General features: G+C 70.6%; 19 protein-coding genes. 15 read left to right on the forward strand and 4 right to left on the reverse strand.

The window, feature by feature from the left end:
- Positions 1 to 8: 8 nt before the first annotated feature.
- From FFT09_RS10595 to FFT09_RS10605, 3 genes are all read left to right on the forward strand, one after another.
- Positions 9 to 1,955 carry a type VII secretion-associated protein gene (locus FFT09_RS10595; protein WP_138382523.1) on the forward strand — a complete coding sequence of 649 codons (1,947 nt, stop codon included), beginning with the start codon at positions 9 to 11 and terminating at the stop codon, positions 1,953 to 1,955.
- Between the two features lie 186 nt (positions 1,956 to 2,141).
- Positions 2,142 to 2,459, forward strand: a complete 318-nt coding sequence (locus FFT09_RS10600) for a WXG100 family type VII secretion target (protein WP_081193320.1) — start codon at positions 2,142 to 2,144, stop codon at positions 2,457 to 2,459.
- Between the two features lie 47 nt (positions 2,460 to 2,506).
- Positions 2,507 to 2,794: a WXG100 family type VII secretion target gene (locus tag FFT09_RS10605; RefSeq protein ID WP_024876299.1), complete on the forward strand. Its 288-nt coding sequence runs from the start codon at positions 2,507 to 2,509 to the stop codon at positions 2,792 to 2,794.
- 57 nt (positions 2,795 to 2,851) lie between these two features.
- Here FFT09_RS10605 and FFT09_RS10610 read toward each other — a convergent pair whose 3' ends face one another.
- Together FFT09_RS10610 and FFT09_RS10615 are read right to left on the reverse strand one after the other, a co-directional pair.
- Positions 2,852 to 3,361: a DUF4333 domain-containing protein gene (locus FFT09_RS10610; protein WP_138382524.1), complete on the reverse strand. Its 510-nt coding sequence runs from the start codon at positions 3,359 to 3,361 to the stop codon at positions 2,852 to 2,854.
- A gap of 38 nt (positions 3,362 to 3,399) precedes the next feature.
- Entirely contained in the window at positions 3,400 to 4,287 is an 888-nt protein-coding gene (locus tag FFT09_RS10615) for a hypothetical protein (RefSeq protein ID WP_081193324.1), read from the reverse strand.
- A gap of 186 nt (positions 4,288 to 4,473) precedes the next feature.
- Between FFT09_RS10615 and rplM the strand changes: the two genes are divergently transcribed.
- The 6 genes from rplM to FFT09_RS10645 all read left to right on the forward strand — a co-directional run bounded on the left by rplM (position 4,474) and on the right by FFT09_RS10645 (position 10,489).
- Positions 4,474 to 4,926 carry a 50S ribosomal protein L13 gene (gene rplM / locus FFT09_RS10620; RefSeq protein ID WP_024876296.1) on the forward strand — a complete coding sequence of 151 codons (453 nt, stop codon included), beginning with the start codon at positions 4,474 to 4,476 and terminating at the stop codon, positions 4,924 to 4,926.
- A 14-nt stretch (positions 4,927 to 4,940) separates the two neighbouring features.
- Positions 4,941 to 5,411: a 30S ribosomal protein S9 gene (rpsI, locus tag FFT09_RS10625; protein WP_037335027.1), complete on the forward strand. Its 471-nt coding sequence runs from the start codon at positions 4,941 to 4,943 to the stop codon at positions 5,409 to 5,411.
- A gap of 236 nt (positions 5,412 to 5,647) precedes the next feature.
- Positions 5,648 to 6,982 carry a phosphoglucosamine mutase gene (gene glmM / locus FFT09_RS10630; protein WP_024876294.1) on the forward strand — a complete coding sequence of 445 codons (1,335 nt, stop codon included), beginning with the start codon at positions 5,648 to 5,650 and terminating at the stop codon, positions 6,980 to 6,982.
- Between the two features lie 149 nt (positions 6,983 to 7,131).
- Positions 7,132 to 7,437 carry a type VII secretion target gene (locus tag FFT09_RS10635; RefSeq protein WP_024876293.1) on the forward strand — a complete coding sequence of 102 codons (306 nt, stop codon included), beginning with the start codon at positions 7,132 to 7,134 and terminating at the stop codon, positions 7,435 to 7,437.
- Positions 7,438 to 7,440: 3 nt separating this feature from the next.
- Complete coding sequence (locus FFT09_RS23060; RefSeq protein WP_244231296.1) at positions 7,441 to 10,017, forward strand: WXG100 family type VII secretion target; 2,577 nt, start codon at positions 7,441 to 7,443, stop codon at positions 10,015 to 10,017.
- A 16-nt stretch (positions 10,018 to 10,033) separates the two neighbouring features.
- Positions 10,034 to 10,489 (forward strand): hypothetical protein, encoded by a 456-nt coding sequence (locus tag FFT09_RS10645; RefSeq protein ID WP_081193326.1) that lies wholly within the window; start codon positions 10,034 to 10,036, stop codon positions 10,487 to 10,489.
- Between the two features lie 6 nt (positions 10,490 to 10,495).
- Here the strand turns inward: FFT09_RS10645 and FFT09_RS10650 are convergent, their stop codons facing one another.
- Entirely contained in the window at positions 10,496 to 11,332 is an 837-nt protein-coding gene (locus FFT09_RS10650) for a poly(ethylene terephthalate) hydrolase family protein (protein WP_138382525.1), read from the reverse strand.
- Positions 11,333 to 11,529: 197 nt separating this feature from the next.
- Here FFT09_RS10650 and glmS point away from each other — a divergent pair, with 197 nt between their 5' ends.
- Together glmS and FFT09_RS10660 are read left to right on the forward strand one after the other, a co-directional pair.
- The gene (gene glmS, locus FFT09_RS10655; RefSeq protein WP_081193330.1) at positions 11,530 to 13,392 is read left to right on the forward strand and encodes a glutamine--fructose-6-phosphate transaminase (isomerizing); all 1,863 of its coding nucleotides are present in this window, start codon (positions 11,530 to 11,532) and stop codon (positions 13,390 to 13,392) included.
- 7 nt (positions 13,393 to 13,399) lie between these two features.
- Positions 13,400 to 14,839, forward strand: a complete 1,440-nt coding sequence (locus FFT09_RS10660) for an NAD(P)H-hydrate dehydratase (RefSeq protein WP_081193332.1) — start codon at positions 13,400 to 13,402, stop codon at positions 14,837 to 14,839.
- Here the strand turns inward: FFT09_RS10660 and FFT09_RS10665 are convergent.
- On the reverse strand, positions 14,811 to 15,596 hold the full coding sequence (locus FFT09_RS10665) for an SGNH/GDSL hydrolase family protein (protein ID WP_081193334.1): 786 nt from the start codon (positions 15,594 to 15,596) through the stop codon (positions 14,811 to 14,813). The two genes, FFT09_RS10660 and FFT09_RS10665, sit on opposite strands and share 29 nt — an antisense overlap.
- A gap of 166 nt (positions 15,597 to 15,762) precedes the next feature.
- On the opposite strand from FFT09_RS10665, the gene xylB reads away from it, so the two are divergent.
- The 4 genes from xylB (at position 15,763) to tsaE (ending at position 19,875) form a co-directional block, all read left to right on the forward strand.
- Positions 15,763 to 17,175, forward strand: a complete 1,413-nt coding sequence (gene xylB, locus FFT09_RS10670) for a xylulokinase (protein ID WP_138382526.1) — start codon at positions 15,763 to 15,765, stop codon at positions 17,173 to 17,175.
- Between the two features lie 98 nt (positions 17,176 to 17,273).
- Positions 17,274 to 18,410, forward strand: coding sequence for an alanine racemase (alr, locus tag FFT09_RS10675; protein WP_138382527.1), 1,137 nt, complete (start codon positions 17,274 to 17,276; stop codon positions 18,408 to 18,410).
- Complete coding sequence (locus FFT09_RS10680) at positions 18,410 to 19,414, forward strand: alpha/beta fold hydrolase (protein ID WP_081193340.1); 1,005 nt, start codon at positions 18,410 to 18,412, stop codon at positions 19,412 to 19,414. The genes alr and FFT09_RS10680 overlap by 1 nt, the downstream gene beginning before the upstream one ends.
- Entirely contained in the window at positions 19,402 to 19,875 is a 474-nt protein-coding gene (gene tsaE, locus FFT09_RS10685) for a tRNA (adenosine(37)-N6)-threonylcarbamoyltransferase complex ATPase subunit type 1 TsaE (RefSeq protein ID WP_138382529.1), read from the forward strand. The genes FFT09_RS10680 and tsaE overlap by 13 nt, the downstream gene beginning before the upstream one ends.
- The last annotated feature ends 171 nt before the right edge of the window (positions 19,876 to 20,046 follow it).

Below are 20,046 nucleotides of genomic sequence, written 5' to 3' on the forward strand. Positions count from 1 at the left end.
AGCGTGTCGTGACACTGCGGGTGGCGGTGGACTTCGGAACATCGAGCACCTGCGTCGTCGCCTCGATGAACGGCCGGGAACCGCAACTCGTCGTCCTTGACGGGCAACCCATCATGCCGTCGGCGGTCTATGCCGCGCAGGACGGGACGCTGTTCGTCGGGCAGGAGGCGGAACGCCAGGCCGCCGTCGATCCGTCTCGGTTCGAGCCCACCCCGAAACGGCGCATCGACGAGGGCGAACTGCTCCTCGGCGACACCGTGCTCAGCGTGGTGGACGTCGTACACGCGGTCCTGCGGCGGGCCGTGTCGGAGGCACGCAGGCTCGCGGGCAACGCCGAGGTGACGCTGCTGGTCCTGACCCATCCGGCCGAGTGGGGCGCGGTGCGCACCCGGCTGTTGCGGCAGGCCGCCGGGCAACTGGCACACGAGGTGGCCCTCGTGCCCGAGCCCGTGGCCGCGGCCGTGTTCCACGCCGCGACGTTCGCGCCGGCCGAGGTGAACCAGGAACGCACGGTCGAGTTCAGCGGAAGGCCCGGCGACACCGTGGCCGTGCTCGACGTCGGTGGCGGGACCGTCGACGTGAGCGTGGTGCGGCGCGTGCCGTCCCACGCCCAGAGCCGATTCGACGTGCTCGCGACCCGGGGAGATCCCGGTTTCGGTGGTGCGGACATCGACCAGGCGCTGCTGGAACACGTCGGGTCGCTGGTGTCCAAGGCCGACACCGAGGCGTGGGACCAGCTCGTGCAGGGCAGGGAACTCGCGGACCGGCGGCGCAGGCGTGTGCTGCGGCAGGACGTGCGCGGCGCCAAGGAAACACTGTCTCGGCACGCCTACACCGACGTGCCGATGCCGCCTCCGTTCGCGGACGCCCACGTGACGCGGGAGGACCTGGAGCGGCTTGTCCGCTCGCCGCTGGGGCGAGCCGCGGAGTTGGCCAAAGCCACCATCGACGCCGCTGGAGTGCGCCCGAAACAGCTCACCGCGATCTTCCTCGTCGGCGGATCGAGCCGCATCCCCATGGTGTCGCGACTCGTGCATGAACGCACCGGAATCGTGCCGACCACTCTGGACCAACCGGAAACGGTCGTGGCCCGAGGAGCCCTCCGCGCGGTCCAGGTTCTCCCGGACCGCACGGGTGTGCTGCCGGGTACCGGGTCGGCGCGTTTAGCGGGCAGAACGCTGTCCCGGGGCGAGGCCCGCACCGCGGTCGTGTCGCGGCCCTCGGCGGCGACCCCGCTGTCGGGCACGCCACCTCGCGGGGCAGGGCGCCCACCGCCGGTGCCCGCGCGCGGCCCCGCGCCGGGCAGGCCGTCGGGTGTGCCCGCGATGTCGTTGCCCTCGGGGATCTCGGCTGCCCCGCAAGGGGGGCCGCCGGTCGCGCCGCCACCGGGTTCAGCGGGAGGCGCCTCGCGGCATCGGCGCGTGATGTTCGCGGCGGTGGCCACGGTGGCCGCCCTGGTGGCGACAGTGGTGGCGCTCACGCTCACGATCGCGACGAACGACGACGAGACAGCCGTCCAGGGGCGTACCTACGCGCAGTATTCGTACAAGTTCGTGGCACCACAGAATTGGACCCAGACAGGTGACAACGTTGACGACCGGCAGGTGGTCGTCAAACCACAGGAGGCGCAGACCAGCGCGGACGACGACCTCGTAGTGGTCCAAGAAATCGTTCTGCCCTACGACGGCGGGGCGCAACGAGAGCGTTTAGCCCGCGAACTGCGCGAGCAGACCGGCGCGAGCGCGGAGACGTACACGCAGTTCACCGAGCATCACCGGTACGCGGGCCGGGACGTCATCCACTACCGCGAGAAGAAGGCGGCGGCCACGGTTCACTGGTACGTGCTGGCTCACGGCACGGCGCAGGTGAGCATCGGCTGCCAGGAGGCGCGAATGCCGGCGCGTGTCCGTACGGCTTGCGAGCAGATCGTCGCGACCCTCGAGTTCACCAACTGACGCCCGCCGCTGGCGCCTTTAGCGGGCTAAACGCGGTCAGTTCCCCAATCCGGCGGCGAAAGGCGTTCACGCTCGCAACTACTTGGCCACTTTGGGCGACAACCAGGAACCGGGCATGGCACTGTCTCCGTCGTAGAGCCAGTACGAACGAGGTACGGCAACCACGAGCGAAGGGGGTAGGACCCGATGGCAGGCGGTTTCACCGGGACACCGGAGCAGTTCCAGCAGGCGTACCAGGACGTCGACCAGATCAAGGGGTCGATGGACCAGAACCTGAACCAGCTGCGCAGCAACATCGAGGCGACGCAGGCCGGCTGGCAGGGCGAGGCGGCGAAGGCGTTCCAGAACGTCATGAACGCTTTCGACGAGAAGACCCGCAAGCTGAACGAGGCGCTCGCCAACATTGGTGAGCTGCTGCAGCAGTCCGGTGTGAAGTACCAGCAGGCGGAAGAGGAGCAGAACTCCGCCATCAGCAACATCGGCAACACGCTCAGCGGTCTCTGAGTCACACCACCTCGACCCTCATTACGCTTTTCTGAACGGGAGGAACCATGCCGAACGGCATCGTTGTTGATTACGCCACCATCCACACGGCCTCCGAGGACTGCCAGCGCACCGGCTCGGAGCTGGAAGCGCTGTTCGAGGACCTTCGGTCTCGGCTGGCTCCGCTGGTCGACTCCTGGAGCGGTGACGCCATGGAGGCGTGGCAGCAGTGCCAGAACGAGTGGAACCAGTCGCTGGACGAGATGAAGCAGGTGCTGGCCCAGATCGCGACCGCGCTGCCGCAGATCGCCGACGGCTACCAGGCGACCGACAAGGGCATCCAGGGGATGTTCTGATCGGACTCGCACAGAGACCGGGCTCGCCGCTGGCGGGCCCGGTCTTTTTGTGCTCGCTCAGCGAGGTGCTCCGACCTCGTACTGAGGCTCGTCGTTGAGGATTCGAATGCTCACCGTCCTGGGACTGCCTGCCACGTCGACGGTGCAGTCGAATGTGTGCCCCGTGGTGATCTGCTGGTCGGCGGGGCAGCGAACGTTGGCGACATCATGCTCGCCGTAGCTGTCGGTCAGCACCGACGCGACGCCCTCGTGCAGGGCCGCTTGGTCGAGTACCTCCCCGGTGAACGCCCCGGTCAGCCACGCGGTGACACCACCGGCGCCACTCAGCACGACGAGCACGGCGGCGCCGATGACCCACGGCTTGCGCGACTTACCGCGTTTAGCGGGCGAACTGTTGTCGAAGGCACCGAAACCGCCGTACTCGGAGGAGAACGTGCCGCCGTAGCCCGGGCTGTACGGCGGGCCCGGTGCCTGCGAGTGGCCCTGCGGGCCGGGGTGCGGCGGCCCGCCGCTGCCGGGAGGCTGCGGCTGCCACCACTGGTGGGGCTGTCCCGGTGGCTGTGTCATGGGTCTCTTCCTCGTGCGCTCGAACGGGCGTGGGGCGGTCACTCGCGGCTGCTGGTGATCTCGGCCATTCCGTCGTAGAACTCGTCGACCTCCGCGTCCGTGGTGAGCGCGGTCACCTCGTCGTCAGGCGGTACGGAGGGAATCTCGTGCTCCGTCGGTGCTTCGAGGACCTCGTAATGCTGCTTGATCTCGACCTCGTTGCCGCCCTCGGCAAGCAGCCCGGTCATCTCGATCTCTTTCAGTTCACCTTCGGGGCTGAGCAGTATTCGCGTGTCGACCATCTTGTCGAGAAGTGGTTCGCCGATCTCGTCCACCAGCCAGTCGGGGATCACCACGATGCGTTCCTCCAGGAACACGCGCAGAGAGACGCCGGTCGTGAGTTCGGTGCTGCCGTCGGCGAGGCTCTTCGCGGTCTTGTCCACCGAGTTGTCCTGCATGGACCGGGTCACCGCGCTGAAGATCTTGCACACGGTGAGGTAACCACCCCAGAAGCAGATGTCCAGTCCCTCCGACTTGTCCGGCATGGACACCCAGGGCGTCGGCGCCAGTTCGGCGTAGTCCGGGCCCAACAGGACGTACTCGACGTCGCTGCCGGCCGGGAGGAAGTAGTCCCGGTAGTCGGCGGAGTCCCGGTTCGAGTGGTTCTTGTACAGGCGGTCGGCCGGGTTGCCGAGTTGGATGGCGGTGACGGTGCTGTCGGTCTTGAGTTCCCCGACGCGCATGAACGAACGCAGCCGACTCTTGCGCGGCTCGGTGTTGCCGAGATCGTCGTCCAGGCGTTCGAGTGTGGCGGTGAACTTGCCACCGACGTACTGGGCGACCTCGTCCCCGTCCGGGATAGGCTTACCGACGCGCCCGGCGGAGCAACCGGCGATCAGAACCAAGGAAGCACCCAGTGCGACGACTCTGAGTAGTCGATTTCTCATCGTTCATCCCCCTGGGTGACATCGCGGTCGGCGCTGCGGGAGAGACTAGTATGTCGTGGGGTCCGGGTACCCCGGGTTCACCCTCCTTTCGGCGACCGGGTATCTTCGTAAGTTGTTGTGCGCGCATGAGCTGCACGCGCCAAGCCAGCATGGACCCCACAAGCAAGTTGACGACGAGGTAGACCCTTGCCCACGTACAGCCCTAAGCCCGGCGATGTCACTCGTGCCTGGCACGTGATCGACGCCGAGGATGTCGTGCTCGGCCGGCTCGCGACCGAGGTCGCCATGCTGCTGCGCGGCAAGCACAAGCCCACCTACGCCCCGCACGTGGACACCGGTGACTTCGTCATCATCGTCAACGCCGACAAGGTGGCGCTCACCGGTAAGAAGCGCGAGCAGAAGTTCGCGTACCGGCACAGCGGTTACCCCGGCGGCCTGCGGAAGCGCTCGTTCGGCGAGTTGCTCGACACCCGCCCCGAGCGGCTCGTCGAGAAGGTCGTCAAGGGCATGCTGCCGAAGAACAAGCTGGGCCGCGCCCAGGCGAAGAAGCTCAAGGTCTACGCCGGGCCGGAGCACCCGCACACCGCGCAGCAGCCCCAGCCGCACGAGATCACCAAGATCGCTCAGGTGACCCAGTGAGTGAGGAACAGTCTGTGACCAGCACCGAGACCGAGGCCGCTGCCGACGCGGTCGTGACCACCGAGACGCCCGTCGCTCCGAAGCCGTCTCGCGCTGCCGGTGGCACCGCGCAGACGGTCGGCCGTCGCAAAGAGGCGGTCGTCCGTGTGCGCATGGTTCCGGGTAGCGGCGAGTTCACGCTCAACGGCAAGAGCCTCGAGCAGTACTTCCCGAACAAGGTCCACCAGCAGCTGATCCGTGAGCCGCTGGTCACCGTCGAGAAGCCCGAGGCGTTCGACATCCACGCGAACCTGGATGGTGGCGGCATCTCCGGCCAGGCCGGTGCGCTGCGGCTCGCTATCGCGCGGGCTCTTTCCGAGATCGACGGTGACGACCGTCCCGCCCTCAAGAAGGCTGGCTTCCTGACGCGGGACGCACGTTCGACCGAGCGGAAGAAGTACGGCCTGAAGAAGGCTCGCAAGGCGCCGCAGTACAGCAAGCGCTGACGCGACTCCCACTCCAAGCGCCCATCCGTTACTCGGGTGGGCGCTTGGCTTGTTTCCGGACCCGTTAGCTGGGCTGGCCGACCGCGTTCTGCCCGCGAAAGTCGCCTGGGTGGGCGGACCGCGTTTCGCGGGCGAAACGCGGTCCGGTGGCCCACAGGGGTCGGGGCGGGCATCGTGGAGTGGCTAGGTTGTTGTGGTCGGTTCGCTTGTGCTCGCGAAGACGGAGGTCGACGGATATGGCTCGCCTTTTCGGCACGGACGGGGTGCGGGGGCTCGCCAACGACGAGCTCACCCCCGAGTTGGCACTGGCCGTCGCCGCCAGCGCCGCCCGTGTGCTCGCTGCTCACGATCGCTCCCACCGCCCGGTGGCTGTCGTCGGGAGGGACCCCCGCGCGAGCGGCGAGATGCTGGAGGCCGCGGTCGTGGCCGGGCTGGCCTCGGCCGGCGCTGACGTACTGCGCGTGGGCGTGCTGCCAACCCCGGCGGTCGCGCACCTGGTGGGTGAGCTGTCCGCCGACCTCGGGGTCATGATCTCCGCGTCCCACAACCCGATGCCCGACAACGGCATCAAGCTGTTCGGTGACGGCGGACACAAGCTTCCGGACGGTATCGAGGACGAGATCCAGCACGGGCTGGAGGCCACCGGGCCGCGCCCGACCGGAGCACAGATCGGCCGGGTGTCGGATGTCCCGGACGCGGTCGACCGCTACGTCGCTCATTTGCTCGACGCGACGCCGACGTCGTTGGGTGGGTTGCGGATCGTTGTGGACTGCGCCAACGGGGCATCGGCGGCGGCCGCGCCGGAGGCGTATCGCAAGGCAGGCGCGGAAGTGATCGCGCTGCATGCCGAACCTGACGGTGTGAACATCAACGACGCCTGTGGCTCCACCCACCCCGAGGTGCTGCGGGCGGCGGTGCTGGAGCACGGTGCCGACCTGGGCATCGCCCACGATGGGGACGCGGATCGGTGCCTCGCGGTGGACGCCGACGGCGATCTCGTGGACGGGGATCAGATCATGGCGGTGCTCGCGGTCGCCATGGCGGAATCGGGTGAACTCGCCGGTGGCACGCTTGTGGCGACCGTCATGAGCAATCTCGGCCTGCACCTCGCCATGCGGGACCACGATGTCGCCGTCCGGGTGACTGCCGTCGGTGATCGTTATGTGCTGGAGGAACTGCGCGCGGGTGGGTTCTCACTCGGTGGCGAACAGTCCGGCCACGTGGTGTTGCCCGGTCACGCCACCACCGGAGACGGGCTGCTCACGGCTTTGCGTCTGATGAGCCGGGTCGCGGACACGGGCAAGCCGCTGCGCGAACTCGCCGCCGTGATGCGCCGGTTGCCGCAGGTCCTGCTCAACGTGCCGGTCACCGACAAGAACACGGTCGCCGATGAGCCACCGGTCAAGGCCGCAGTGGCCGCGGTTTCGGCCGAACTCGGTGACGAAGGCCGGGTCCTGCTCCGTCCTTCCGGCACCGAGCAACTCGTCCGGGTGATGGTGGAGGCCCCTGACGCGGAGACAGCACAAGCGGCCGCGGACCGGCTGGCCGGAGTCGTCGCCTCGGTCGGCTGAGCCCGCCAGTGCGCGTTTAGCCCGCTAAATGCGGTCAACCGCCCCGGCCGGTCGGGTGAATCGGTAACCTCGGTGCGTTGTCGGCGGCACCGGGTGGTCTCGCGGTGCGTCGAACGGAGACGTGTCCATCGAGAACGCGAGGGGGAATCGTGGCGGGCGGGCAGACAGTCGATCCGGGCAGGCTGGACGCGGCCGGGACGGCGTACACCCAGGTGAGTGACGACTTGGCTTCCGCTGGAAGCAAGCTCGAGGCCGGGGTGTCCACGGCGCAGGTCGGCCGGGCCTTCTCACACGTTGCCTCCACCTATTCGGACGTGATCGGGCGCTACCGGGACTGCGTCACCACCTACGGCGAGCGGGCCGGTGAACTCGGCGGCAAACTCTCGCAGGCCGCAAAAGCCTATGAGGACGGTGAGGCCGTCAGCCGCGACATGATCGCCTCGAAGGAGGTGTGACGGGTGGTCCTGCTCAACCCGATGCAGCGGCAACAACAGAAGCTCGCGGCGCACGAGGAGTTCTCGTCGCAGGAGCTGGACCACATGCGGCAGATACTCGACGACCCTGACGTGTCCGCAGAGGTCAAGAACAATTTCCTCTACGCGCTGTCGAACGCGGGGCGGCTCTCCGAGGAAGAGATCGGCCAGTACGCACCGGAGGTCGGAGCCGACCCCGTCGACGTTGCGTTCGGCGGCCGGGACTACAAGGAGAACCTCGAGAACGCACGCACGGCCCTCGGTACGGCCGAACGCCAGAATAACCAGGGCGACGTCAGCCGCGCGAAGGAGGCCGTCGGCCAGGGCGGCTACTCCACCTCCGACGAGGTTCTCGATCAGGCCGAGCCCGCGCTGCGGCTGTTCGACGACTTCTACCCCCGGTTCCAGCAGGCTCGGGAGTTGATCGGCGATCACACACCCGAGGACCCCGAACAGTACCGACCGGTGTCGCTGGGCGATGCCGCCGCGGAACAGGGCGAGGGCTCTGCCGCAACGTATCCGCACACCGGGATCGATCCGCAGAGCGTCCGCAGCGGTATCGGCGAGCTCCGCGGCATCGACTTCGCGGCTTTCCGGGCGGACGCCGACATGCTGACGGCGGCGCACGGCGACGTCGAGGGAGCGTCGGAGGCGTTGGACTCCGCATGGGGCGACGGCACCGCCGACTGGACCGGGGATGCGAAGGCGGCCGCAAAGCAGGTCAACGACGGTATGTCGAAGGCGGCGGACACACTCGCGCAGGCGCTGAGTGACGCGCCGGGGTCGTTGGGCGACTGCGTGGAGGTCCTGGAACGCAACGTCGTCAACTTCACGCAGCAGGTTCTTAGTCTGTACCAGGACGGGACGATCGCCGGGCTGTCGCCACAGCAGGTCGACGAGTACATCGCCAGCATGACCGCCTTGCCCGCGCAGGTGGAGGAAATGCGGGGGAAGTGGCTGTTCGGCGAGGTGGTCGAGGCCATGGAAACCCACCTGCGTGAGGCCGAAGCCAGCCTCACCGACTTCTGTTCGGATTATCGTGCCCGCGCCGACCAGTTCCATGCCCAGGCGGCGGAGTACGTGCAGTGCATCGACGGGGTGTACGCCGAGACCTTGGCGTCGCTCACGCAGCCGCTGGAGCCCGATCCGTTCGCTGAGGCGGACGCGGGTGACGCGGAGATCGGCCAGCCACAGGCGCCGGGCGGGTCCGGCCCCGGTGGGATGCCCGGCGGCGGCGCACCCGGTGGGGGAATGCCTGGCGGTGGCGCACCGGGCGGCGGGATGCCGGGCGGAGGAGGCCCCGGTGCGGGCGGCGGCGATGTCCCGAGCGCGGAGGATCTGATCCCGGACCAGCCCGGGGGCACGAACCCGGTGACCGGGGAGGACCTGGCGCTCGATCCAGAGACGGGGGAGCCGTATCCCATCGATCCCGAGACCGGTGACGCGATCACGGACGCCGGCGGCAGGGAACAGCTCACCGTGGAACAGGGCGGCAACCGGTTCACGATGACCGAGCCCGACGCCGAGGGGAAGATGGCCCTCACCGTCGAGGGAGGCGAGGGAGAACTCGGCGAGTACCGGCTCGACTTCGGTGCCGAGGACGGCGCAGCCGAGGGTGCCGACAGCCCGGGTGAGGACCCGTCCTTCGGCCCGGAGGGGGCTGGGGAGGCCGGCGAGCGGGTGTATCGGCCGGGCGAGGACGGCACGATCCGCATCGAGGACGGCGACCTGACGATCACGGCCGAGCAGCCCGACGGTCCTGACGGACCCACGCGCGTGACGGTGGCCGATGGTCAGGGTGAGCCGGTGAGCTACACGCTCGGCGGCGCCAAGGGTGCGGGCGAGCACGCGGGTGTCAACACTTTGCCCGCGGAAGGTGGTGCCGCGGGCGAGCCGGGGCGCTGGACGGATTCGGCGTCCGCACCGGGCGGTGCCGGTGGTGGCACTCCTGATGGCGCCGCGGGCACGCTCGGCGAGCACACCGCCTCCGACGCCGCGTGGCCGGAAGCAACGGAATCGCGGGAAGCGCGGGAATCGCCGGAATCGCCGGAATCGCCACAGCCCGCCGCCGCGGCGGCGCCCGCGGCCGCTTCGTCGTTGAGCGGCGATCTCGGCAGCGTCGCCGGAGGCGACACGGGTTCCGGGGGCGAGTCCGTGGACAGCGGCGATTCGGCTGGTGCGACACATGTCTCGGCGGTCAGTGACGGCGGCGGCTCCACCTCCGGCGGAGGTGGTGGGGGCAGCGCACTGGGTGGTGACCCGGATGCCGGGGCGCAAAGTCAGTCCACGCCCTCCGGCGCCAATCTCGGTACGGCCCCAGGTGGGGACGCCCCGACGGGGATGTCGCAGGGCGGCGGTGCGGCTCCGGCCTCCGGAGGCGGCATGGGCATGATGGGCGGCATGGGCGGTGGTGCCGGTGGGGGCCAGAGCGGTGACCAGGAGCGAGCCTCCAGCGCATACCGCATCGAGGGCAACATCTTCGACAGCATGACCAGCGCGGTGCGCATCAGCGGTTCGATCGGCGACGACGCGGCGGACGTACCTGTCCGATTCAGCCGCTGAGGAAAGGCGGACAGCCATGACGAACGCCCCGACACTCGCCGAGCGACTCGCCCAGCTGCAAGCCCGAACGGAAGCACGGTCCTCCCGGCTCGCCGAGAGCGCACGCCGCCAGTCCGAGGAGATCGCGCGCCGGGGGCGCGAACGCCGGGAGGCCGCGGAACGCCGGGTCGAGGAACTGCACCGCCGGGCGGAGGAGAAGCGCGAGCAGGCCAAGGACGCCAAAGAAGAACCGGCCGCGAAGAACCAGTGGCTACAACGCCCGGAATCGCGCGAGGCCACCTACCGCTTCACCGGTCAGGAGGAGGAGACGGAGCCCAGGCCCTCGGCGCCGCCGCCGCAGCCTCCCGCACCGACGCCGACATCGGCATTGGAAACGCCCCGGCCTCAGCCCACACCGCCGCCGCGGCGGGCGGCACGGCCGTCGAACGACTTCGACGACGACGACTTCTCCAACAACAACTGGTTGCAGTAGGCCGCGCTACGCGGGAGCCGGTGCGGGCCGTGCCGTCCGGTCGTCGTAGGTCACGGGAGCTGCCTTCAGGTCCGCGTCGAACAGCTCACGGTAGGTCTTGTCGCCGGTCAGCTTCGTCAGGAAGAACGCCGTGAACAGAGCACGAACCCGGCGCTGGACCGAGTGCTGCGGCTTGCCCTGGAGCAGGGCCTGACTCCAGTGGGTGCCCTCGGTCACGCCCAGGTGGGTCATCTTCGGGATCGTACGCAGCTGCACCGGGCCGGCCCACGCCTTGCTGATCGCCTCGGCGTTGCCGCTGGCCGGTGCGATCAGGTCGGAGTCTCCCGCGAGATGCAGCCCCGGTGCGGTGATGGTGAGAGCCGCTGTGGTGGCCGGGGGAATGGTCTGCGCCGCCGCGACCGTGGCGACGGCCTTGACCTCCGGCCCGGTGCCGTCGCCGGGAGCGGCGGCCAGAACTGCGGCGCCGCCACCGACCGAGTGTCCTGCGACACCCAGCTTGGTGCGGTCCACGCTGATGCCGTCGACGCCCAGGCGCAGCGTGGTCACGATCTCCAGAGTGCTGCCGAGATCGGCCGCGAACAGCCGGTGTGAGGGTAGCGCGCCGCGGTGGGTCGCGGGTGCGGCGGCCACGATGCCCCAGCTCGCCAGGTGGCGCAGCAGACCGTGGTAGCGGCCCGGCGGTTGTACCCAGCCGTGCCCGAAGGCGACGGCCGGAAGGTTCAGCCCTGTGCGCGGCGTGAACACCACGCCCGGGAGGCCGACGAGCGCCAGGTCGCCGCGCAGAACGTCGTGCGGGCCCTGGTGGGAGAGCTCTTCGAGTAACCGCTTCGCCGTGCTCGCCATGGCAGGAGAGTAGCCGACCGGGCACACCCCCAGCAGCGGCGCCCGGACCCCTCCTGCGCCCGCGGCGTGAAGCCGGGTGGAGCGCGTTTAGCCCGCTAACTGCGTCTGCCTCGCCCCGGTGAGGCGCAGTTAGCGGGCTAAACGCGCCTCACCGTGCCCGGGATGCGGCGGTTCTTCGTGTCGTTACGCTGAGGGGCGTGTGTGGAATCGTGGGATATGTCGGCCATCGGCAGGCTCTGGACGTGGTGCTCGGTGGTCTTCACCGCATGGAGTACCGCGGTTACGACTCGGCGGGAGTCGCGGTGCTCACTCAGGCCGACGGGCTCGTGGTGGAGCGCAAGGCGGGCCGGCTCGCCAACCTGGTGAGCGCGCTCGACGACGCGGGCCACGGCGCCTTCGCGGGCACTGCCGGCATGGGCCACACCCGGTGGGCCACCCACGGCGCCCCGATCGACCGCAACTCACATCCACACCGCGACACCGCGGGCCGGGTCGCGGTCGTCCACAACGGCATCATCGAAAACTTCGCCGCGCTCCGCGCCGAACTTGAGGACTCCGGCGTCGAGTTGAGCAGTGACACCGACACCGAGACCGCCGCGCACCTCATCGCCCGCGAGTACGACCACGGCAGCACGGCGGGAGATCTACCGGCCAGTGTGCGGGCGGTGTGCCGCAAACTCGACGGGGCGTTCACGCTCGTCGTCACCCACGCCGACCAGCCCGACCAGGTGGTGGCGGCCCGCCGGTCGTCACCGCTGGTGGTCGGAGTGGGCGAGGGGGAGACCTTCGTCGCGTCCGACGTCGCCGCGTTCATCGAGCACACGCGCGACGCGGTGGAGCTTGGGCAGGACCAGCTCGTGGTGATCTCGCGTGATGGTTACGACGTCACGGATTTCCACGGCGATCCCGCGCACGGTAAGCCCTTCACCGTCGACTGGGACCTGTCGGCGGCGGAGAAGGGCGGCCACGAGTACTTCATGCTCAAGGAGATCGAGGAGCAGCCCGACGCGCTGGCCAACACGCTGAGGGGGCACTTCCGGTCCGGCAGGATCGTGCTGGACGAGCAGCGCATGTCCGACCAGGACCTCAGGGACGTGGACAAGGTCTTCGTCGTCGCGTGCGGGTCCGCGTACCACTCCGGGCTGGTCGCGAAGTACGCCATCGAGCACTGGTGCCGCCTGCCGGTGGAGGTGGAGCTGGCCAGCGAGTTCCGCTACCGCGATCCGGTGCTGGACCGCGACACGCTCGTGGTCGCGGTGTCGCAGTCGGGAGAAACGGCCGACACCTTGGAGGCCGTGCGTCACGCGAGGGAACAGAAGGCGCGGGTGCTGGCGGTCTGCAACACGAACGGTGCGCAGATCCCGCGTGAGTCGGACGCCGTGCTGTACACCCACGCCGGCCCGGAGATCGGCGTGGCTTCCACGAAGGCGTTCCTCGCGCAGGTGGCGGCCAACTATCTGGTGGGGCTGGCGCTCGCGCAGGCCAGGGGCACGAAGTACCCGGACGAGGTGGCACGGGAGTTCGGCGAACTGGAGGCCATGCCGTCGGCCGTGGCGAAGGTGCTGGCCACGGTGGGCCAGGTCCGTGACCTCGGTAGCCGGATGGCCGACTCGCGTGCGGTGCTGTTCCTGGGTCGGCACGTGGGCTTCCCGGTGGCGCTGGAGGGCGCACTGAAGCTGAAGGAACTGGCCTACATGCACGCCGAGGGTTTCGCGGCAGGCGAGCTGAAACACGGCCCCATCGCGTTGATCGAGGACGAACTGCCGGTGGTGGTGGTGATGCCGTCGCCGAAGGGCCGGGCAGTGCTGCACGCCAAGATGGTGTCGAACATCAGTGAGATCCAGGCGCGTGGCGCCCGCACGATCGTGATCGCGGAGGAGGGCGACGAGCGGGTGCGGCCGTTCGCGGACGAACTGGTGGAGGTGCCCGCGGTGCCGACGCTGCTACAGCCGCTCGTGTCGACGGTACCGTTACAGGTGCTGGCGGCCGAAATCGCGCGTTCGCGCGGTTACGACGTGGACAAGCCTCGCAACCTCGCCAAGTCGGTCACGGTCGAGTAGCGGCACCGTGCGCGGCGTCTGGACCACGGCTGACGTGCGGTCGGCCGAACAGCGGCTGCTGGCCGTCACCCCGGAGGGCGCGCTGATGCGGCGTGCGGCGTACGGGGTGTCCGTGCGCGCCGCCGCGCTGCTGACGCGGTACGCGGGCCGGGTCGCCGGAACCCGCGTGGTGCTGGTCGCGGGGGCGGGCAACAACGGTGGCGACGCACTGTGGGCGGGATACTTCCTGCGACGCCGGGGTGTGGCGGTGACAGCCGTGCTGTTGCGCCCGGACAGCACGCATCCGGAGGGCCTGGCCGCGCTTCGGCGCGCTGGCGGCAGGACGGGCTCAGCGGAGTCCGTCGACGTGGCCGGAGCGGACCTCGTCATCGACGGTGTGGTGGGCATCTCCGCGCGTGGTCCGTTGCGGCCCGATGCCGAAGCGGTGTTCGCGCGGGTGTCCGCGCCCGTGCTCGCGGTGGATCTGCCGAGCGGCGTGGATCCCGACACCGGAGCGGTCACCGGCCCGGCCGTGCGCGCGACGGCGACGGTCACGTTCGGTGCGCTCAAACCCGTACACGTCCTGAATCCGCAGGACTGCGGTGACACCACGCTGGTGGACATCGGTCTCGGCGGTGAGCTGGGGGAACCGGAGCTGCGACAGCTGGACGCGGCCGACGTCGCCGCCGCATGGCCGCTGCCGGGGCCTGCGGACGACAAGTACACCCAGGGAGTCACCGGTGTGGCGGCGGGCTCGGCGACCTATCCCGGGGCGGCCGTGCTGGCCGCCGCGGCCGCCGTCCGTGCGACAGCGGGAATGGTGCGCTACGCCGGTCCCGCCGCCGACGTGGTGCGGTCCCACTGGCCCGAGGTCGTCGCCACCGGCTCGATCACCGATGCCGGTCGCGTGCAGGCGTGGGTGGTTGGCCCGGGGATCGGCACGGGACGGCAGGGCCGGGACCAGCTCGCGTACGCGCTGGCCCAGGGCGTGCCCGTATGCGCCGACGCGGATGCCATCACGCTCATCGCGGCGCACCCTGACGTGCTCGACGCCCGTGACCCGGCCACACCGTTGTTGCTGACTCCGCACGACGGGGAGTTCGCGCGACTGACCGGCTCGGCGCCCGGCCCCGACCGGGTGGGTGCGGTGCGGCGGGCGGCGCGGCGGCTCGGGGCGGTGGTGCTGTTGAAGGGGCACCGCACGCTGGTCGCCGAACCCGGCGGGCGGGTCGTCGTGAACCGGCCGAGGGGCGCGTGGCTCGCCACGGCCGGATCCGGTGACGTGCTCTCGGGCGTGATCGGGGCGTTGCTGGCGTCGGGGCTGGAGCCGTGGCTGGCCGCGGCCGTGGGCGCCGACGTGCACGCGCGGGCCGGCGAGCTGGCCGCCCGCGGAGCCCCCACCTCGGCATCGGGTGTGCTGGCGGCGATTCCCGACGCGATCAGGCAGGCCCGCGCGCTGGCGGCGTGACGGCCGTGAGCCTGGGTCGTTTCGCGGGCAGAATGTCGCCGGAGGGGCGGCGCCGCACGCGGCGGTAGAGCCACGGCCCGGCGAACGACGTCATCCACCTCAGCTCCGCCGCGACGGTGCGCGCGACCGACGGGGTGTGGGCTCCGGGGAGGGGCCGGGACCAGGTGCCGTCGCTGCCGGGGAGCCCGAGGGCGTCGGCGAAGGCGGCGGCGATGCGTGCGTGACCGAGCGGACTCGCGTGGATGCGATCGGCGTTCCACAACCGGGGGTCCGTGGTGACGGCGTAGCCGAAGGTGTCCACGACGACGACGCCGTGCCGGGCCGCTGCGGTGCGGATACCCGCGTTGAGGTCCAGTACCCGGTGCCGGAGGGGCCGCAGGACCGGCGCGAGGAGCGCGAGGTCGGGAAAAGTGACGGTCGCCACACATGCTCCCGTGGCCGTGAGCGCGGCGAACATGTCGGCCAGGGATGCGACGACCTTGTCGGCGGCGAACGAGGGCCGGATCAGGTCGTTCATCCCGGCCACGACCGTCACGAGATCGGGTCGCAAGGCGACGGCGGCGGCGAGTTGTTCGGCGCGCACCTGGTGCGCGCGGCGGCCACGGACGGCGAGGTTGGCGTAGCGCACGTCCGGTCCGACACCGGCAAGGTGCTCCGCGAGCCGGTCCGCGTACCCGCGCCAACCGCCGTCGCCGTCCGGGTCGCCGACGCCTTCGGTCTGACTGTCGCCGACGGCGACGTACCGCGCGTAGCCCATCGCGTCTCCTCGCCTCACCCGCCGCGACTATAGCCAGCGTGTGGCGGCCGTCGCGGGGGCCGTGTACCGCATTTAGCCCGCTAAATGCGGTACACCCGGCCGCGGCGGGCCCGAAAGTCGTTGCGGACGTGGACGGGGACGGTGCGCAGCAGTCAAGCTCGGAGCCATGACCAACAACGAGGTTCTGGTGGCGGGCGTCGACTCGTCCACGCAGTCGACGAAGGTGATGGTGTGCGACGCCCGGACGGGCGCGGTGGTGCGCAGCGGTCGCGCCGAGCATCCCGACACGACCGAGGTGGCGCCTGCGGAGTGGTGGTCGGCGCTGACCTCCGCGACGGATGGCCTTCTCGACGGCGTGTCCGCGATCGGTGTCGCGGGCCAGCAGCACGGCATGGTCACCGTGGACGACGACGACGAGGTGGTGCGGCCTGCGCTGCTGTGGAACGACACGCGCTCGGCGCAGGCGGCCACCGACCTCACTGCGGAACTCGGAGGGCCACAGGCGTGGGCCGAGGCGATCGGCTCGGTACCGGTGGCGAGCTTCACGGTGACCAAGTTGCGCTGGCTTGCCGAGCACGAGCCCGATCGGGCCGACCGCGTGGCGCGGGTCATGCTGCCGCACGACTGGCTGACATGGCGCCTCGTGGGCGGTGAGCCGGTCACCGACCGTGGCGATGCCTCGGGCACCGGCTACTTTTCGCCCGCTAAAGGCGAGTATCGCGCCGACATCCTCACCCGGGCGTTCGGTGGACGTCACCCGGAGTTGCCGCGCGTGTTGGAGCCCGCGGGTGTGGCTGGGTACACCTCGGACGGCACGCTCGTGTCCGCGGGAACCGGAGACAACATGGCGGCCGCGTTCGCGCTCGGGGCGGGTGAGGGTGATGTCGTTGTCTCCCTCGGCACGAGCGGCACGGTGTTCGGGGTGAGCGAGACCCCCGCCGCCGACCCGACGGGCACCGTCGCGGGCTTCGCGGACGCCACAGGGCGGTTCCTTCCACTGGCGTGCACGCTCAACGCGGCGCGGGTGCTGACCGCGACCGCGGGGCTTCTCGGCGTCGACCTGGCCGGGCTCGACCGCCTGGCGCTGGCCGCAGCCCCGGGCGCGGGCGGGTTGACGTTGCTGCCGTACCTCGACGGTGAGCGCACCCCCAACCTCCCGGACGCCGCAGGTTCGCTGTTCGGCCTGCGCCGCGCCACCATGACGCCGGAGAACGTGGCGCGTGCGGCGGTCGAGGGCATGTTGTGCGGCCTGGCGGCGGGGCTCGATGCGGTACGCGAGCACGGCATCACCGTCCGGCGCGTGCTGCTGACCGGTGGGGCGGCGCAGTCCGCGAGTGTCCGCGCCGTGGCTCCGATCGTGTTCGGGGTCCCCGTGGTCGTGCCCGAGCCGCGCGAGCACGTGGCGATCGGCGCCGCGCGCCAGGCCGCGTGGGCACGGGCCGCCACGGCGGAACCGCCCGCGTGGGGCGGAGACGGTTCCGCGGTGCGGCTGCCCGAACCGGACGCGGGTGACGCCGCCGAGGGCGAACGCCTTCGGGGCCGGTATGCCGAGGTGCGGCAGCGCGTGCACGGTGTTTGAGGGGCCGGTGGGTACATTGGCTGCATGAGCCGGGGCACTGTCACGAGTGTCCCGGCGCCGACGAGGAGGCACGTGATCATGTCCCGTGGGGTGTCCCCGTGAGGGGCACGTCGTCGCCCCGTGCCGAGGTGGTGGTGAACCTCGAAGCGGTGCGCCACAACGTCCGGCTGCTCGCGTCGCGCGCGGCGCGGTCGGGCGCCGAGACGATGGTCGTGGTGAAGGCCGACGGCTACGGCCACGGTGCCGCCCCGGTGGCGAGGGCCGCCCTCGACGCGGGTGCCACCTGGCTGGGAGTGGCCTCCGTGGAGGAGGCGCTGGCCCTGCGTGAGGCCGGGTTCACGGCGCGGGTGCTGAGCTGGCTCGACACTCCGGCCGCGGACTTCGACGCTGCCGTGACGCACGACATCGACCTGTCGGTCAGTTCCGCCGGTGAGCTGGCGCGGGTCGCGGGAGCGGCCGCACGGGCCGGGTGCCGCGCCCGCGTGCACCTCAAGATCGACACCGGGCTGTCGCGGAACGGATGTCCCCCTGACCTCTGGCCCGCGCTGGTCAAGGCCGCCGCGGCGGAGGACGCGATCGAGGTCGTGGGCATGTGGTCGCACCTCGCGTGCGCCGACGAACCCGGACACCCCTCCGTCGACGCCCAGGCCGAGCGGTTCGCCGCCGCGCACGCCGTGGCGATCGACGCGGGGCTGTCGCCGTTACGGCACCTGGCGAACTCCGCCGCGACGCTGACCCGGCCCGACCTGCACTTCGACCTGGTGCGGCCCGGAATCGCGGTGTACGGGCTGAATCCCGTGCCCCAGTCCGAGGACCTGACACCCGCGATGACGTTCCGGTCGAGTGTCGTGCTCACCAAGCGGGTGAGTGCGGGCGAGTCGGTGTCGTACGGGCACACCTGGACCGCATCCGCCGACACCACGTTGGCGCTGGTGCCGGTGGGATACGCCGACGGGGTGCCGCGCACGCTGTCGGGCCGGCTGAGCGTGTGGCTGGACGGGTCGCGGCGGCCCGTGGCCGGGCGGGTGTGCATGGATCAGCTCGTCGTCGACTGCGGCGACCACGAACCCGATGTCGGGGCCGAAGTGGTGCTGTTCACCACTGGTGAGGGCGGGACTCCCACAGCCACCGACTGGGCGAACACCATCGGCACCATCGACTACGAGATCGTCACCGGGATGTATCGGCCGCGTGTCCGTCGCCGCTACGTCGGTGCGGAGGGGGACGGTTCGTGATGTCCCGTTCCGGGGACGACGCCACCGTCGAGGGGCCGTTCGCCGGTTCGCGTACCGATCGCACCGCCACCGTGGCCGCCGACGACGGTGCGCCGCTGGCGGTGGAGGAGATCGAACCGCTGGACGGGCATCGCGCCGCCGTCACCGTCGTCGGCGTGCACGGCTTCGCGTTGTCGCGGCGCAGCTGGTATCTCCAGCGGCGTGACCTGGCGGGAACCCTGCTGCCCGGTGCCAGGCACGTTTACTACGACCACCGTGGTCACGGCCAGTCCGCCTCGGCGGACGCGCAGCGCAGCACGATCGAGCAGCTCGCCGTGGACCTGCACGCGGTCCTGCGTACCGCCGCGCCCGACACGCCCGTCGTGCTGTGGGGGCACTCGATGGGGGGCATGGTGATCATGGAACTGGCGCAGTCCTACCCCGACCTGTTCGCGGAGCGCATCCAGGGGGTCGCGTTGATCGCGACCGCGGCGGGGGAGATCGGTGCGCACGGCCTTCCCCGGTCACTGCTCTCGAAGTACAACCCGCTCATGCGCGGTGTCGGGGAACTGGCCGAGTGGCAACCAGGTCTGGTGGAGTTCGTCCGCGCGGCCGGCGGGCAGCTGACGAGGGCCGCCGTGCGCAGGCTCGCGTTCGGCGCACGGGACGTCGATTCGCACCTGGTCGACTTCATGCTCGACATGCTGGGTGAGGCGCCGGTGCGGCAGCTCTCCCACTTCGTCGACACACTCGGTAGTCACAACCGGTACGCGGCGCTGGCCGGGCTGAAGCACACCGACGTCGTGGTGATCGGTGGCGACGCCGACCGGCTCACCCCGTTCGCCCATGCGGAGCGCATCGCCGCCGAGCTGCCGCGCGCCCGGCTCGTCCGGGTCGAAGGGGCGGGGCACATGGTGCACATGGAGGAAGCGGAGGTCGTCAACCGGCACCTGGCCGATCTGGTGCGGCGGTGCGGCGGTGACGGCGCGGGAAAGACACGGAGGAACACGTGGTGGCGCAGCTGAGTGTCGAACTGCCGACGCCCGAGGACGCGATGCGATTCGGGCGCGAGCTGGGCCAACTTCTCGGCGCGGGTGATCTCGTGCTGCTGGCGGGACCGTTGGGTGCGGGGAAGACGACCATGGCGCGGGGCATCGCGGCGGGCATGGGGGTGTCCGGCCGGGTCAGTTCGCCAACGTTCGTGCTGGCGCGGGCCCACCCGGCGGGTGAGTCCGGGGTGGCGCTGGTGCATGCCGACGCCTACCGGCTCGGCGGTGATCTCGCGCAGCTCGACGATCTGGATCTCGACACGGAGCTGGAGCGCGCGGCGCTCGTCGTCGAATGGGGTGAGGGGATGGCCGAGCGGCTCGCGGAGGACCACCTCGTCGTCCGGCTCGACCGCCGCCCCGACGACGTCCGCGTGGTCACGCTCGAACCGCACGGCGCGTGGGCGGCCCGGGTCGCCGGATCGCGTTTAGCGGGCTAAACGCGATCCGCCCCGCCGCCGGCGGCGGCGGGGCGGGCCTGGCGGCGACTACTCGCCGCGTTTCGCGGGCGAAACGCGTTCGTGGCCCGTGACCGTGGCGTACTCCCGGGGACCGCGTTTAGCGGGCTAAACGCGGTCCCCGGCCCGCGGGCCGCTCGCCCGGCGCTGGTC

It is taken from the genome of Saccharomonospora piscinae (assembly GCF_005862235.1).
Classification (GTDB): Bacteria; Actinomycetota; Actinomycetes; order Mycobacteriales; family Pseudonocardiaceae; genus Saccharomonospora; species Saccharomonospora piscinae.